The 16,347-nt window shown below is 46.6% G+C and carries 13 protein-coding genes; 7 read left to right on the top strand and 6 right to left on the bottom strand.

Annotated elements, in window-relative coordinates; genetic code table 11:
• Nucleotides 1–331: 331 nt before the first annotated feature.
• Both JGK14_RS25945 and JGK14_RS25940 read right to left on the bottom strand, forming a co-directional pair.
• Nucleotides 332–2,002, bottom strand: a complete 1,671-nt coding sequence (locus JGK14_RS25945; RefSeq protein ID WP_293198371.1) for a CHAT domain-containing protein — start codon at nucleotides 2,000–2,002, stop codon at nucleotides 332–334.
• Between the two features lie 4 nt (nucleotides 2,003–2,006).
• Complete coding sequence (locus JGK14_RS25940) at nucleotides 2,007–2,261, bottom strand: hypothetical protein (protein ID WP_293198368.1); 255 nt, start codon at nucleotides 2,259–2,261, stop codon at nucleotides 2,007–2,009.
• 1,805 nt (nucleotides 2,262–4,066) lie between these two features.
• Here JGK14_RS25940 and JGK14_RS25935 point away from each other — a divergent pair.
• From JGK14_RS25935 to JGK14_RS25925, 3 genes are all read left to right on the top strand, one after another.
• Complete coding sequence (locus JGK14_RS25935) at nucleotides 4,067–9,697, top strand: cadherin-like domain-containing protein (protein ID WP_325315648.1); 5,631 nt, start codon at nucleotides 4,067–4,069, stop codon at nucleotides 9,695–9,697.
• Nucleotides 9,698–9,823: 126 nt separating this feature from the next.
• Complete coding sequence (locus JGK14_RS25930; RefSeq protein WP_293213004.1) at nucleotides 9,824–9,973, top strand: hypothetical protein; 150 nt, start codon at nucleotides 9,824–9,826, stop codon at nucleotides 9,971–9,973.
• 164 nt (nucleotides 9,974–10,137) lie between these two features.
• The gene (locus tag JGK14_RS25925; protein ID WP_293185190.1) at nucleotides 10,138–10,263 is read left to right on the top strand and encodes a hypothetical protein; all 126 of its coding nucleotides are present in this window, start codon (nucleotides 10,138–10,140) and stop codon (nucleotides 10,261–10,263) included.
• Nucleotides 10,264–10,317: 54 nt separating this feature from the next.
• Here the strand turns inward: JGK14_RS25925 and phnE are convergent, their stop codons facing one another.
• The 3 genes from phnE to JGK14_RS25910 form a co-directional block, all read right to left on the bottom strand.
• Nucleotides 10,318–11,112, bottom strand: coding sequence for a phosphonate ABC transporter, permease protein PhnE (gene phnE / locus JGK14_RS25920; protein ID WP_293317929.1), 795 nt, complete (start codon nucleotides 11,110–11,112; stop codon nucleotides 10,318–10,320).
• Between the two features lie 113 nt (nucleotides 11,113–11,225).
• Nucleotides 11,226–11,966 (bottom strand): phosphonate ABC transporter ATP-binding protein, encoded by a 741-nt coding sequence (locus JGK14_RS25915; RefSeq protein WP_293193379.1) that lies wholly within the window; start codon nucleotides 11,964–11,966, stop codon nucleotides 11,226–11,228.
• A 457-nt stretch (nucleotides 11,967–12,423) separates the two neighbouring features.
• Nucleotides 12,424–13,398 (bottom strand): phosphate/phosphite/phosphonate ABC transporter substrate-binding protein, encoded by a 975-nt coding sequence (locus JGK14_RS25910; RefSeq protein WP_293185187.1) that lies wholly within the window; start codon nucleotides 13,396–13,398, stop codon nucleotides 12,424–12,426.
• Nucleotides 13,399–13,594: 196 nt separating this feature from the next.
• Between JGK14_RS25910 and JGK14_RS25905 the strand changes: the two genes are divergently transcribed.
• The 4 genes from JGK14_RS25905 to JGK14_RS25890 all read left to right on the top strand — a co-directional run bounded on the left by JGK14_RS25905 (nucleotide 13,595) and on the right by JGK14_RS25890 (nucleotide 15,729).
• Nucleotides 13,595–14,578 (top strand): threo-3-hydroxy-L-aspartate ammonia-lyase, encoded by a 984-nt coding sequence (locus JGK14_RS25905; RefSeq protein ID WP_325315647.1) that lies wholly within the window; start codon nucleotides 13,595–13,597, stop codon nucleotides 14,576–14,578.
• 56 nt (nucleotides 14,579–14,634) lie between these two features.
• On the top strand, nucleotides 14,635–14,940 hold the full coding sequence (locus tag JGK14_RS25900) for a small RNA NsiR4-regulated ssr1528 family protein (RefSeq protein ID WP_293185185.1): 306 nt from the start codon (nucleotides 14,635–14,637) through the stop codon (nucleotides 14,938–14,940).
• Between the two features lie 254 nt (nucleotides 14,941–15,194).
• Nucleotides 15,195–15,464, top strand: a complete 270-nt coding sequence (locus JGK14_RS25895) for a prevent-host-death protein (protein ID WP_293193382.1) — start codon at nucleotides 15,195–15,197, stop codon at nucleotides 15,462–15,464.
• The gene (locus JGK14_RS25890; RefSeq protein WP_293185183.1) at nucleotides 15,451–15,729 is read left to right on the top strand and encodes a type II toxin-antitoxin system RelE family toxin; all 279 of its coding nucleotides are present in this window, start codon (nucleotides 15,451–15,453) and stop codon (nucleotides 15,727–15,729) included. The genes JGK14_RS25895 and JGK14_RS25890 overlap by 14 nt, the downstream gene beginning before the upstream one ends.
• A 129-nt stretch (nucleotides 15,730–15,858) precedes the next feature.
• Here JGK14_RS25890 and JGK14_RS25885 read toward each other — a convergent pair whose 3' ends face one another.
• Nucleotides 15,859–16,278 (bottom strand): EamA family transporter, encoded by a 420-nt coding sequence (locus tag JGK14_RS25885; RefSeq protein WP_293185182.1) that lies wholly within the window; start codon nucleotides 16,276–16,278, stop codon nucleotides 15,859–15,861.
• Between the last annotated feature and the right edge of the window lie 69 nt (nucleotides 16,279–16,347).

Below are 16,347 nucleotides of genomic sequence, written 5' to 3'. Positions count from 1 at the left end.
TTATTCCTGTAGTTTTAGGACTGTGGACTAAAATTACTAACGTAGATGTCTAACATTGACTACTTTTGGGTAGCTTTGTCCATGTTTTTACGAGCGGTAAATTCACTTAAGGAATAAGAATTAAATAACTTACAATTTTTATTCTTCTTGTGGGATGGGCGTCCCGCCCGTCCTTTCTGGACGGGCGGGACGCCCATCCCACAAATATGTGTAAATTATTTAATTCGCGATCCTAAATGAAACGTAAAATACAGCTTGCACTCAAGCTGGCTCTGTTGCTCTTCTTCCTTCCTTTTAGATTAAGTGAACTGTTTGATGCCTTCTTGCTTCTTCATTCTGCTTGGTGACGTTCTTGCAAGTAATTTTGCGACAGGGGAGTCCGTACCGCCGGCAGTAACTCTTCTGGTTTCGTGCCTCGTTGCTGTGAGTGCCGCCACCCAAACAAGCCAGCACTCACAGCAACGGGGAACAAGCAAAGCATCACTACCAGACATTTTTGCAATCCCGATTGTTTGAACGATTTCGGAGTCGGTGTAGTTACCCGAGTTGCTTGGATCGCCGCCGACTCAGAATTAGGAATAGAGTTCGGTGAATTAGCAGCAGAAGACCGATCGCTCTGGTGAACCCAATCCCTGCGATCTTTTAATTGGTCGGGAAAATATTCCCAGACTTCGCCGTCATCTGTGTCTGACTCCTGCGGTTGATTGGCTGCGGTTGGCGGGTATGGGGCGATCGTCGAGAGTGCAGGCGGCGCCTTCCATTCTGTACCCCCTCCCGCCGACGGCGTTCCCGGTAGGATTAAATTTGGCACCGGAGAACCGGATGGGCCGCTTTGGGCTGGGGCGCCCGTCAGATAGCCGTCAAAGTCCGGGTGCTGGTAGAGAATCGGCAAAGCCCAGTATAACTGGTGAGAACCGTAGGCAGAAATTAGTCCCGCCCTGGCCCGACTCAGGCTGAGATCGACTGGATAGCCTTGATTCAGGTTGCGGTAAAACAGTCGCGTCAGAGTTAGGGCTACATCGTCGGGAATGCTTTCTGCCATTGCTAGCACTGCCGGAATGCCCCGCTTGATTAAGGCTGCGGTTAAATTGCGTTCCGAACTGTCCTCGCCGATGTCTGAGGGGTCGCCGTAGGCCCCGCGGCAGGAATTGAACACGGCCATCTGAATGCCGTTGTTAACCAGCAATCCGGCTAAGTCGTCGCCGCTCAAGGTTTCGGTTAACCCGGTGCGGCTGCTGACTAGGTAGAGTTCGCCACCTCTGGAACCTAAGTTGCTGTGGCCTGCGTAGTGCAAGACTTGGTAGTGTCCTTGTTCTAGGGCTTGAGTAAGCTGTTCTCGATCGGGCTGTTCGAGAATCGTCAGTTGAATTTCGGAGTGTGGGCCGTTTTTGAGGGGATTAGCGCTCCGGTTTTGCAGTTCTTGTTGCAAGTGGAGCGCTTCTCGTTTGAGCTGCAAGCTGTCTCGATCGCTCGGAGAGGCGATCGCCACTAAAATTTTTAGCGGGCCGCTGCTGGGTACCACCCGGGTTTGTTTGAACAAACTTGTACCTGGTTGGTAGCGGGAAAACACGACATCGGTGCCGGTTGCTAAAGGGCGATCGCCCGCGTGCAGCACTTCCCACGGCAGCCGCGGCAAGTGCCTGCCTTTGAGTCCCAGGCGCAGTTGCAGCACTTCTCGGCGGTGCTGGGCGATGCCTTGAGCGCAAGTCCAGCTATCGCGCAAGTTTCCTTGAAACAGTCCGCTGTATAATTGTTGCCCCAGGGCTACTAAATTCGGCGCTGAGTTTTTTGTCGATCGCCCTGTGCGACCGGCAGCACCAGTTCCTTGGAACACGCCCACCATCGGGTCATTCATCAGTTGAGCAGACAGTGCCAGCCATTGGTCGATCGGCCAGCGGACTTGTTGCTCTGCTAAGGGTACACCGGGTGCAACCTTTTCTGTCCGCACTAGATATTCGTCGTCCCCAACTGGGGTGACTGAGAGTTTAAATTCTTGGCTCACCAATTTAGCGCCCCCCCGCCTCAAGTCTGAATGTGCCTGCGTTTTTGCAGCTAGCAATCGCGATCGGCCAACTAATTTTTACTCTTTCAATCAAAGTTTCTGAATGCGCTTCCCCCGATCGGGCGATCGCTGGGATCAAATATATTTGTTCAAACACTTTGAGGCTATAAAACTTGTACTTTAATAACAGTTTATTAGTTTTGATTGCCCTATGGCTTGGTGAAAGCCGAATTTTCTCCAATCTTGCTATTTTGAACATTTTGCACCTCTACCGCAGACCCCTTTACATTCGTCGGAAACTTGAGTTTGTCATTGCTCAGTAAAGTTAAATAGGAGGCACTTTACCAGGCGGATCTCTAGTTCTTATTAAGATTACTTCAGCTATCGCCCACCTGTTTCAGGGCAATATCGCAGGCAATTTTGAGTAAATTTTTGGCGGTAGCGATCGATCGCTGTGTCCTCACCACTTATCCTCTACCATCAACCCCCCATTTCAAATCTTGATTTTGTGTCAATTAATGAATTGGTCAGCCGGCGAGTCCTCATCCGTAAGCCCTGAGTCCTCATCCATAAGCCCTGAGCGGCGATCGCTAATCGATAGAGCGACCCTCTAAAATTCCTCATCGATTATTGCTAATTTACCGCTTCTATGTTAATGTTATTTTTTTGTTTAACTGTCTTAATCTAGCTAAAGTGAAGCAGGAAAAATAAAGTCAAGTGTCCGAGAAGTTTTCAGAATACAACTGCTATCGAATATTCCAGCCCTTTCCAGCAACCAGGATTTTTCTCATCTAGAGGACTGAGCCTCATCCAGCCTCTTTTTCGGTGAAATATTGGGAAAAGGCAACCATAAACTTACAAATAAACCGGGTTTATCGTGTCCACCACGGGTCATTTGCGCTCAAAATGCCGATCGAGCTTGTAATTTTAACCAAAAACAATGCCACTTTTCAGTTGACAGTTGACTGTTGACAGTTGACTGTTGACCGCTTGAGGGCTACCTCTCCATAAAAGGAAGAGGATTGAAACAGTGAAGAATTTTGTTTTATTTCCCCCTAAAAGGAGGAGAATTTAAACCCATTCTTCTTGGCAAAAATTAATGCAATTGTAGGCAAGGTTCAAGACAATACAAAATCTGTCATTACTAATCTCAAATTTAAAATCTCAAACCTAAAATCGTATAAATTATGTGTTTATTGCTATGTGTTATAGAATTTTACAAGAAAGAATTAGTCGAAAGCCGGAACCCGGAGCGGGAGAAATTAAAATCAGGCTATTCATTACTCCAATACTCGGACTTTTCGGTAGAGGCCGCTCTCAAACTGTCAACTGTCAACTGTCAACTGTCAACTGTTGAAAATCTGTATTGAGCCAGATATTATTGGGCAGAATTGCTATTTTGTTCTAAAATACAAAATCTTATCAGTTCGCGAGGCTGGCTCGAATTCAGATAAACTTATACGACAGAAAATTAAAACAAATATTTGCCGGGGCGAATCATCTAATTTATTTATTAATCATCGGGAACTAAAATTAGGAGCGTACAGTCACTGGCAAAAGAGATGCAAATCCTAAGTCAGGGAAGGATTTGTCAGAGCTGGGAGTGTTACAAAAAGTTAAGGCAACTAGGCTCGATCGCAGGAAAAGCAAGGTAAAATTTGGGTAATAAAGGTTTTGGGTAGTTATGTGGGAGTTGTCAGTTGCGAGTTTACATTCTGCAAATCCACTGTAGAAATTACGTAGAAAATCTACAATCCGGCCCATTTAGGCGCGGCTTACTGTAGAAATTACGGATAACATCAAAAGCGAGTTGCGCTCCGGCGCAGGACTTGGGGTGTATGTCGCGGCTTAATTATTTGGGGTGGGCAATTGCAGAATATACAACTCGCAACGGATGGAAATAACCCCTTGCAGTTTAAATAAATAGCATCTATAAACAGAAAGGTAGGACATCAGCCGCTCTAACAGGCGAAAGTATGAAGTTGTAAAATTATGCTTCTGCTACATCCTCCTTGCTGATAAACTGACTCAAAGAAACTCAGCCCTTTTGTGGAAATATCAAAGATGAAAGAAGAAATGTTGGAAAATGTATCGGGAACACTTTTTCCAGATCGAGATGAAACAGAAATTTCTGACCTAAAAAAAACCACTTTGTTTTCACAGATCGCCCTGGATGATGAGCAGCCAAAACTCGTGTTTTCCCCCAGCGAGCTCGATCGACTCGCCGATTTTCGGGATGCTAGTGCTATCAATTCCGATAGCGGGTTAGGCAAGTTAGTGGACGATGCGATCGCACAAAACAGCGGCATCACTAGCGGCAAAGTTCCGAATCCGCCTAAGGACGAATCCCCCAAAGTTACTGATGATAGCAGCAAAATTCCTGAATTGAGCGGTGTACCCGAAGAAGGTGCGGGCGACAAAAAAGACAAAGACAAAAAAGATGACAGCGGTAGCGATCCGCAGACGATCGAAGGTACCGATGGCGATGACATAATTGTTGCCACGGGCGCTAACCAGTCGCTCTACGGCAAAAGAGGCAAAGACAAACTCAAAGGAAAGAGTGGCAAAAATAAACTCTATGGAGGCAAAGACGGCGACGATTGCGAGGGCGGCGATGGCGATGACGAAATAAGAGGCGATCGCGGCGACGACAAGTGCGACGGCGGCGAAGGCAACGATACCCTCTACGGCGGCAAAGACAACGACACTCTTTCTGGTGGCACCGGCAACGATACCTGCAAAGGCGATGACGGCGATGACTGGGTACACGGCAACGACGGCAAGGATGACGTTGACGGCGGCAGCGGCAGTGATACCGTCTACGGCGGCAAAGGCGACGACACCTGCAATGGTGGCGAAGGCAACGATACTGTCAGGGGCGATCGGGGTAACGACAACGTTAACGGCGGCGAAGGCAATGACACCGTTAACGGTGGCAAAGATAACGATACCGTCATCGGCGGTGCTGGCAATGACGATTGCAGCGGCGACGACGGCGACGACACCGTAATGGGAGGCAGCGGCGACGACACCACAACAGGTGGTGCCGGCAACGACAACGTTAGCGGCGACGAAGGCGACGACAGCGTTGTCGGCGGCGACGGCAAAGATACCTTGATCGGTGGCGAAGGCAACGACGTTTGCAGCGGCGACGAAGGAGACGACAGCATTGTCGGTGGCGCTGGTGACGACACCGTGATGGGCGGTACTGGCAACGATACCCTCGTTACTGGCGACGGCAATGACATGGCAGACGGCGGCGATGGCGACGACAGCGTTGTCGGCGGCGGATCTGGCAACGATACGCTGATGGGTAATGCTGGCAACGATACGATCGTTGGCGGTACTGGCAACCATACCTGTAGCGGCGGTGCTGGAAATGACGTTTTTGTCATGGATATGGGTAACAATACCACTCCCGGAAGTTCCGTCATCACTGACTACGCAGACGGCTTCGACAAGTTTCTACTGTCTGGCAGCTTGAACTTTAGCAGCTTGTTGTTTGTACAAGTCGGCCTCAATACCGAAATTCGACTCAGCAGCAATCAGTTGGTGCTGGCACTATTGTTGAATGTTAGCGCCACGATTCTCAATGCTGGCGACTTTTTGGGAGTTAATGGTAGCTCTCCAAGCCCAAGCCCAACTCCAACTCCAACCCCAAGTCGAATAGTTAGTACCCCTCCGCGATCGCAAGCCAACAAAACACTCACTGTCGGTTCCGACGGCTTGCCACAAACTATTACTGGTGACTTGTTGAAGTTTGTCGATAACGAGCAAAGTGCTAGCGAAACAGTCTTTAAGTTAACGGAGCTCCCTGATGCTAAAACCGGGAAACTATTCTTTAAGGGAGTAGAGGTAACACAAGTCGGTTTGAGCTTCACTCAAGTAGACATTAGCCTCAATTTGTTAACTTTCCAAGCTGTAAAAGGTTTTAGCGGTGCGGCTAGTTTTGGTTTTGAAGTAAGCGACGGCAGAAATATTGTCACCAGCCAACGTTTTAGCTTCAATGTCGAGCAAAATATCTTTAATTTTGCTGGCAATACAACTCCTCAAGTGATTGTCGGTTCGCTCACGCTAGATAACGACATCGAAGGCGGCGACGGCGACGATACCATTACAGGCGGTAACAAGACCAACAAAATTAAAGCAAACAAAGGCAAGGACAAAATTAAAGGTGGCGATGGCGGCGATAACGATATCGACGGCGGCGATGGCGATGACGAGATCGAAGGTGGTAAAGGCAAAAACAAAATTAAAGGAGGTAACGGCAAAAACAAAATTAAAGGTGGCGATGGCGGCGATAACGAGATCGAAGGTGGCGATGACGATGACGAGATCGAAGGTGGTAAAGGCAAAAACAAAATCAAAGGAGGTAAAGGCAAAAACAAAATCAAAGGCGGTGATGGTGAGAATGATATCGAAGGTGGCGATGACGATGACGATATCGAAGGTGGTAAAGGCAAAAACAAAATCAAAGGAGGTAAAGGCAAAAACAAAATCAAAGGCGGTGATGGCGATAATGATATCGAAGGTGGCGATGACGATGACGATATCGAAGGTGGTAAAGGCAAAAACAAACTCATCGGCGGTATTGGCAATGACAAAATTAAAGGCGGCGATGGCGAGAATGAGATCGACGGTGGCGAAGGAACCAATACTCTAATTGGAGGCGCTGGTAAGAATCGCTTTATTTACAAAGTTTCCCGCGAAAAGATTAAAACAGTTCTAGATGCTGACTTAATTACTGACTTTAAGGCTGATGAAGATCTCTTAGAGTTGTCTGCCGCAGCTTTTGGCAATCTCAGCCTTACCAGCTTGACTCGACTGGCGATTACGGCTACTTCTACTGTTGGATCGATCGGCAGTTCTAACTTACTCGACTTCAGCGCCGATATCACCGTTACCAGCATCGCCACTTTGCAAGCGCGGTTTGCAGCTTTGGGCGGCAACAGTGACGCACCTACTTTCTGTCAGTTTACAGATGCCGAAACTAACCGTTCCGTGCTGGTATTTGCTGTTGGGGCGCGCTTTGAAATTGTCACCAGTTTCTCGCTGAAATTTAGCCTGCAAATCAGGAACTTTGTCTTCAGCGGCCCGCAACTAAATGTTCCTGTCGGTACTTCCGGCCCTGACAATTTAAACTTCGGCACTTATCCGGCCGCAGTTAATTTCAAGGCTTTGGCTGGCGATGACAACATTGTCGGCAGCAACTTTAACGATACCATCGACGGCGGTGACGGCAACGATACCATCACCGGCGGCCTCGGTGCTGATGTTCTCAGCGGTGGCAGTGGCACAGATCTGTTTGTTTACAACACAACTAAAGAAGGTGGCGATAAAATTGCTGATTTCAAATCTGGAACAGATAAATTCCAGTTTGTATCGAGCGAATTCGGCAATGTGACTACTACTAACTTTGACGGTGTTAGCGGTTCAACTCCTGACATTACCGGCAAAGAGTTAGTCATTTTCACTGGCGGAACCTATGCCAGTCTCGAAGCGGCACAAGCTAAGGCTACAGGAAGTTCTACAACTCCTGGTTTCTTCGCATATAACAATGCTGCGAACGAAACGGTGTTGGTGTTTGACTCTAACGGTACAGCACCAGGCGGTTTCACAACTGTTGCGAATCTGGGTACTGCGGCGGGGACTTTGGGCACAGCAGACTTTGTGTTTACTGGTGCGATCGCAACTTCTCCGACTGGTACTTCTACAAATTCCGGCAGCACTGTTGATTTAACTGCTGCTGGGAATACCTATCCGAGTGCGAGCAATAATTTCGGTTCAGGTGTTGGCGGTTACAACTTCAGCACACCCGTCTTATTTACCGGAGATGCGAAGGCTAACAATGTCACTGGTACTCAATTTGCTGACATCTTCAGCGGTGGTAGCGGTGCAGATATTCTGACTGGCGGCAGTGGTGCAGATATCTTTGTTTACAATTCTCCCGGTGAAGGCGGTGATACGATTACTGACTTTGCCTTTGGGGTTGACAAATTCAAGTTTGCCAGTGGTGCTTTCGGGAATTTGACTACTACTAACTTTGACGGTGTGACGGGTTCAACTCCTGACATTACTGGCAAAGAGTTAGTGATTTTCACCGGCGGGAATTATTCGACTGTGGAAGCGGCGCAAGCTAAGGCTTTGGGCAGTTCAACAACTCCTGGTTTCTTCGTATATACGAATACGAACAGCGAGACGGTGTTGGTGTTTGACTCGAACGGTACAGCGGCAGGCGGTTTCACAACTGTTGCGAATCTGGGTACGGCTGCGGGGACTTTGGGCACAGCAGACTTCTTGTTTACTGGTGCTACTGGTTCTGCTCCGACTGGTACTTCTACAAATTCCAGCAGCATTGTTGATTTAGTTGCTAATCCGGGTACTTTCCCGACAACTGGAGTTTACAACTTCGGTTCTGGTGCGGGCGGTTACAACTTTACCACTCCTGTCTTGTTTACTGGCAATTCAACTGTGGCGAATAACGTCACTGGTACTGAGTTGGCTGATATCCTCAACGGTGGTGGCGGTGCAGATACGATCGCTGGTGGCGGCGGTGCAGATACTATCACCGGTGGTGCCGGTGTAGATATTTTGACTGGCGGTTCTGGTGCAGATATCTTTGCTTTCAAGGCTCCCGGCGACGGCCCGGATACGATTACTGACTTTACCTTCGGAACTGACAAATTGCAGTTTGCTGCGAACGCTTTCGGCAATTTGACTTCTACGAATTTTGTCAGTGCGAGCGGTTCAAATCCTGACATTACTGGCAAACAATTGGTGATTTTCACCGGTGCCAATTATTCGACTGTGGAGGCGGCTCAAGCTAAGGCTGTGGGTGGTTCTACAACTCCTGGTTTCTTCGTATATACGAATACGAACAGCGAGACGGTGTTGGTGTTTGACTCGAATGGTACAGCGGCAGGCGGTTTCACAACTGTTGCTAATTTGGGTACGGCTGCGGGGACTTTGGGCACAGCAGACTTTGTGTTCACAGGGACGATCGTTGCTTCTCCAACTACCCCTGCTCCGACTTCTGGTAGCATTGTCAATTTAGTGACTAATCCAGGTACTTTCCCGACAACTGGAGTTTACAACTTCGGTTCTGGTGCGGGCGGTTATAACTTTACCACTCCTGTCTTGTTTACTGGCAATTCAACTGTGGCGAATAACGTCACTGGTACTGAGTTCTCCGATATTTTGAACGGTGGTTCCGGTGCTGATATCTTCAACGGTGGGGCTGGTAATGACAGCATCTCCGGTGGTGCTGGTAATGACAGCATCTCCGGTGGTGCTGGTAATGACACTTTAATCGGCGGTTTGGGAACAAATGCTCTCAGCGGTGGATTGGGTTCTGATGTGTTTGTGTTCACCGGAACTACTGCTGGTGGCGGGGATATCATTACGGATTACAGCATTGTTGATGATGTAATTAACATTGACAAGATTGCTTTTGCTGGGTTGGGATCGGGGCCTTTGGGTGTGAATTTCTACCGGTACAGCAGCACTGTTGCTACTGTAAGCGCGATCGAGTCTACGTTGACTTCGCCGTCGATTATTGCTCTCTTCGATAGTGCAGCTAATACTACTAAGCTGTATTACGATAGCAACGGTTCGACGGTTGGTGGCAACAGTTTGTTTGCTACTGTCAATGTCAATTTGGGAGTTTCGGGTAATTCTGAATTGTTCTTGTTCTAAACGGCAAGAATTCTAATCTGAATATCAAGGGTATGCACGGGGATACAGCAATGCTGTATCCCAACAAGATAAGGACACGGCAATGCTGTGTCCTTATTTTGTTGTTGTTGATTTTCAAACAATTTAGTGGCTTTGTTTTGGGCGGGGAAACGGCACTACCCCGTCTTTTTTTGCGGTGTTGTTGATGGTGGATACGATCGCGCGATCGCCTTTTTGGGGATTTGTGCGATGGCTTACGCCCCGCTACGCTACGCCGGGATACCGATAAATTTGTAGGGGTGAAGCATTCGGGCGAGAATAGTTGATTCCCAACCTACCATCCAATACCCGAATGCTTCACCCAGCCCCCACAGACAAGTCATAATTACCAAATATTGGTCAACCCTTGATGCGCGAGAGTCAATGAATATTTGGTTTTTGGACAGAAAATCTTTGGTTTTTTGTTAAGGTTTGTCGCCAAAATGCGATCGCCCCTACGAGTAATTCGATCGACTTTTGGGGGAAATGTGCGATCGACTATTAGAAAATTAACTCTTCAACCCACGGAGGTGGGTTTGTCTGTGTAGACGCGGTTTCAACCGCCGTCTCTATTACTGTTGAATGATTTTGAATAATTGGTATTACCTCGTTTCCAACCGCTGCCGCCATTTGCTGCTAATAACATCGATCGCAGTCACGACAACTAACAATACCAACATCATCGTAGTAGCCTTATTGTATTCAAAAGCTCGAATATAATTGACTAATTCAAAACCAATACCGCCGGCGCCCACCACACCCAACACCGAAGCCGCCCGAATGTTGTATTCAAACATCCACAGCGTGTAACCCAACGCTAGCGGCAACACCTGGGGGAAAATGCCGTATTGGGCAACTTGCAGCCAAGATGCACCCGCCACTTGCAACGATTCGATCGATCGCGCTTCCACAGACTCGATCGCCTCCTGATAAAATTTAGCAAGATAACCTATAGTATAAATTCCCAAAGCCAAAGTACCAGCAGGCGCGCCCAAACCAGTCGCGGATACAAACAGCAATCCCAGGACAATTGAAGGAACCGATCTCACCGCATTTTGCAATAAATTAGCTAGCCATTGCAACCACTTTGGTGCTATATTGTGGGCGCTGCAAATCGCAATCGGTACGGAAAGAATTGCGCCGATAGTCGTTCCCCACAAGGACATTTGAACTGTTTCGATTAAGGCATTAATTGCAACATCTATAATTTCGAGATTTGGGGGCCACAAGCGGGACATAAAATCTGTCATGTATGGCCAACTGCTAGCCAATGTTGTGGCATCTATTTCTAATCCCTGCAAGGCCCAGCCATAAATTACAATTAAGATTGTTGTAATACCTGGGGTTTTAATCAAGCTATATTTTTTTGAGAAGTTAGTTGATTTTTTTTCGATCATTTCAGTTGGTTTTGAGATTTATGTACGGCTATTTTTTGGTTTGATGAAGGGGCTTTTTTTGTGAACCGCAGAGGGCGCAGAGGGCACAGAGGAAGAGTTGAGAAGAGGGGAGTTCACACTGCTAGTTTGGGCGGTGTTAGTTTGCTGAATTTGTCGGACAGGTTGTGACATTTGCCATCATAGACTATCTGACCGGCATCTAGGACGATCGCTCTTTCTGGATATCTGCTTGCCATTCCTAAGTCGTGCAATACTACAACTACTGTCATCCCTTGTTCGCGGTGCAGTTTAGCGAGGATTTCCATTACTTGTTGGGCGGCGATTACGTCTAATCCGGTGGTGGGTTCGTCTGCTAGTAAAATCTGGGGAGATTGGATGAGGGCGCGGGCAATAGCGACTTTTTGCTGTTGTCCGCCGCTGAGCAGTCCGGTTTTTTGGTATGCTAGGTCTTGCAGTCCGAAGTTTGCCAGTAATTCAAAAGCTCGATCGCGCTTTTGCTTAGGAAAACCCCACAGAGTCTCCCAAGTATTCAATCCTCCCAAGCAACCACACAGCACATTGTCGATCGCAGGTAGCTGTTTAATCAATCCGCCGCCTTGAAAAATCAAGCCAATATCGCGCCGAATTCGCCTCAATGTGCGCGGAGTTATTACTGTATCGTTAATTCTAATTTCTCCGGTTTTGACGGGAACTAATCCGACAAATGAACGCAAAAGTGTGGATTTTCCTGCACCGTTTAAACCCAGCAGCGCTACAAATTCGCCCTGTTTTATTTTGCAATCAATTCCGTTCAAAATCGGGCGTTTTAGCGAAGTTGAATAAGCTGTTTCTATTTTACTGCATTCGATAGTCATAATAAGAAGGAAGAGGGAAGAAGGAAGAGGGAAGAAGGAAGAGGGAAGATTTTTTAATTGTCTTCGCGCGAGAATGAGTAAGAGATACACATAAAAATTTTAGTTTAGCTGACTTTTAATTGGCTGTATTAACTTGGTAAATATTTGTTGATAAACTTTGCCCTTAATATAATTTACGATCTAACTGTTACAATAAAATAGGTTTGTAGTGAGGACTTTAGTCCTTCTTTTTCTGAGGACTAAAGTCCTCACTACGAACCTTTGTTTTACTGTGTAAGGATTTTTGTCCGGCTTTTTTTGCGGACTAAAGTCCTCACTACGAACCTTTGTTTTACTGTGAGGATTTTTGTCCGGCTTTTTTTGCGGACTGAAGTCCTCACTACGAACCTTTGTTTTACTGTGAGGATTTTTGTCCGGCTTTTTTTGCGGACTGAAGTCCTCACTACGAACCTTTGTTTTATGGTTCGAGTTTAGCGCGCTGCAAAGCTTGGCGCAAGGTTGCCAAATGGCGCGCATGATCGACTTTTACTAATTTTTGGGAATTGTACAAACTGCGGAACAATTGATTGTTTGCAGGTTCGTTCATTTTCATGAAAGCATTGATCAGTTTTTCGCGCATCGGTGCCGGAATGCGATCGTCAATTACAATTCCGTGGGCTGGAACTCCTGGAATCTGCTGCAAAACTCGCAATTTCTTGCCTTCTTCTGCTGTAATCCAAGGCGGTAGTAAAGCGTATTCGGAAACTGCTGCGACTTCTGCTTGACCTCTTAAAACTGATTGCAAAGCGCTGCCGTAACCATCGCCGTAGGTAACATTTCCAAAGAAACTTTCGAGTCTATCCGGGCCTGAGACTAATCCTTGACCTACTAATTCTGAGACTGGGAAAATAAATCCCGAACCGGAAGTTCGAGAAGTGAAAGCCATTTTTTTACCCTTCAATTGTTCGAGGGTTTGCTTTGCTGAACCTTTGGGGCGCAGCGGACTATCTTGCCGCACTACAAATACAGAATCGTAGGTATTTCCGCCGGAATAATCGCTGCGAACTTCTGCTAAATACATCCGCGCTTTGGCTAATTGTTCTGCTTTTAATGCCGCGCGCCCTGCTACAAATGCGACATCTGCCCTGTCGGCCCTCAAAGCTTCTACAGCAGCGGTTTCGTCGCCGATGACTGCATCAATAGGAATTCCCATTTCTTTGGATAGTATTTGCGCTACTTGATTGGCTTTGTTTTGCAAGTCTGTAGCATCTCTGCGGTTGGCAAATACGATCCTAATGCGACTTATAGCTGCTTGTGCTGTTAAATCTCGCTCGCCCTTTGGTGCTGTTTGCGCGATCGCCTTCTGCCCAACTCCGACTGCATTCGCTGTCAAACCCGCTAGCAGCAACAATCCTGCGCTAGCGCTTGCTAGCACTTTAAACTTTGCATTCATCAATCGATCTCCTAACCTAACCTAAACTATTTGATAATTAATTGCAATAATCTTCAACTTATCCTACAACGCTTTTGGTAATTAGTTGCAATAGTCTATTGATAATTATTTCCGATATGTCATATCATCAAAATTGATTAAGCTTTGATTCTATGTATGATATAATGCCGCCCAAGCACCCCAGGCAGAAAAAAATATGACAGCCAACCTTACCGATAAAAATGCTTTGCAAGTCTGTTTTGCTGATGTGGAGGCGGCGGCAAAACGATTGCAGGGCAAAGCTTTCAAGACACCGGTGCTGACTTCGCAGACTGTAAACAAACAAACCCATTCTCAAGTATTTTTCAAGTGCGAGAATTTTCAAAGGACGGGTTCGTTTAAGTTTCGCGGTGCTTGTAATGCTTTGATGCAGCTATCTGAAGCCCAAAAACACAACGGAGTAGTGACTTTTTCTTCGGGAAATCACGCGCAGGCGATCGCCCTTGCCGCACAATTACTCTCAATTCCTGCTACTGTCGTAATGCCAGCAGACGCGCCCAAAGTCAAGCAGGAAGCGACTCGCGGCTACGGTGCCGAAATTGTTTTGTACGATCGCACTCGCAATTCCCGCGAAGATCTCACCGCCCAAATTGCGAGAGAACAACACTTCACAATTATTCCTCCTTATGATGACGCGCGAGTGATCGCGGGACAAGGTACGGCGGCGATGGAATTGATCGCAGAAGTTGGGGAGTTGGATTTGCTGCTGGTTTGCTGCGGCGGTGGAGGTTTATTGTCGGGATGTGCGATCGCAGCTAAAACTTTGTCTCCCCAGTGTAAAGTAATAGGGGTGGAACCCGAGCAAGCAGATGATGCCGCGCGATCGTTCCGCACCAAAACGCTGCAAACTGTTAGCAACCCAGATACAATTGCTGACGGCGCGCGCACACCTTCTTTGGGGAAATTAACTTTTCCTTTGGTGCTGCATTATGTGGACGATATGGCAACTGTTTCGGAAGCGCAAATTCGCAATACAATGTTTTTTATGTGGGAGCGGATGAAGATTGTTGTCGAGCCTACGGGAGTGTTAGCTGCGGCGGCTTTGCTGTCTGGAGTTGTGAAAGCAGAAAATAGCAGAGTTGGTGTAATTGTCAGCGGGGGAAATGTGGATATTAAAGAGGTCGATCGCTTTTTTTCGTAGATGGGGATACTTCTCTGATAAAATGCTCCCACAACAAACTTTGATATCACAGCACAATGTCTTCAGAAACAAACTCAGCAGCTCAATCGACAACTGGTGCAGATGCGATCGATGTGGCGATCGCCTCAGGAATCGATTTTGACGGCACTGCGATTCCGAAAGCAAAATTAGACCTGTACGAGAAAGTAATGGGATTAGAAGCCGGAAGACAGCGCAGCGGCGTGTCGAACACCATGCGATCGCGCATTGTCCGAATTGGAGTCAAACACCTGCCTCAAGCAGAACTCGATCCAATGCTAATTGCTGCCGACTTTGCACCGCTAAAAGACAAAGAAGTTGCGTTTTATTACGGCGGTAAATAGAGCGTATTTATATCATTTTCGGTTGCATTCCTTGGTATGGTGCGTCGTTGCGAGATTTTCAAGCTGATTCCTAGATTTTCAACAGTGACGCACCTTACGAGACTGCGAAACTTCTCCCAGATGTGCGCGATTTTTCTCAAAAACCTAATTTTTTGCATTCAGGACTACTTTTGCAATCCCAAATTATCGATCGACCTCCCAACCCCTGCCGATTTTGCTTAAAATAGACATAACCCAAACTCATAACATCTGTCATGCAAAGCTATACCCTCGCAGAAGTATGCAATCCACAGGGGACAGTCTTTAACCTAGCTGCTGTGGAGCCAGTTTTACTCACAGATAAATCGCAGCCCAGCCACGTAATCATGTCCGCTGATGCCTATCAGGGCTTGATAGAGCGACTGATGGAATTAGAAGATATGCTTTTAGGTTCATCAGCAAAATCTGCTCTGAGTCAGTCTCAAATGGTTGGTACTAAAACCTTTGTAGAAACACTAAAACAACTGGCAAATGGCGAAACTTGATGGTTTACAAACAGTTCTCGACTTTCTCAAGGGTTTGCAACCTAAAATAGCGGCTCAAATTGCTAAAAAAGTGTTAGCGCTGAATGTCGATCCTTTACCTAATGATAGCAAGCAATTAATCGGATATCTGGGTTATTATCGGGTAGATAGTGGCGAGTATCGGATTATTTACAACTTTAATCCCGAAGAAGATTTGGTAGAAATTATTCTAGTTGGTAAGCGTAACGATGATGAAGTATACAAAAAATTAGAGCGCCTTTTCTAAAAAACTCATTCTCAGTGATGCTGCTCTAAATATTGGTAGGGTGCGTCGCTGCGAGATTTTCAAACTGATTCCTAAATTGTCAAGAGCGATGCACCCTACAATACTTTTTTGATAACTCCTATATTTCAACTAAGACGCAAGTATAACTGCAACTATGGCTAGCACAAGAGCGATAATTTGCGGGATTGTAATTGCTTCTTTCAGGAAGAAATATGATAGAAATACAGTAATTAGCGGGTACAGTGATGTAATGCTGATGACGCTGATAACTGGCCCGCTTTCAATGGATCTCAGAAAAATCACCGATGCTACAGTTCCGCAAACACCGATTAATAAAGCAAATACGATTCCTGTAATATTCCCCTCAAGACTCAAGTCTTTACTGCTGGCCAGAATAAATACTGTAGTTAAAATAGCGCCGATTGTTTCATAAACAAAAACTGTTTTATAGTCAATAGATTTAGTTGCTAACTTGCCAAAAAATCCCCAAAAGCCGTATAATAATGAACAAACGAGTGCATAGATTAACCAATTGGGTATTTTAACCATAGTTTCCAGAATTTAAGTAAGTTGTTTGGTGCTGGTTGTACTCGATTTGCGATCGCAGTTGATGAATTT

Origin of the sequence: Microcoleus sp. PH2017_28_MFU_U_A (genome assembly GCF_020738035.1) — a bacterium.
In the GTDB taxonomy this organism is placed as follows: Bacteria; Cyanobacteriota; Cyanobacteriia; order Cyanobacteriales; family Microcoleaceae; genus Microcoleus.
This window is presented reverse-complemented; position numbering and strand designations above follow the sequence as displayed.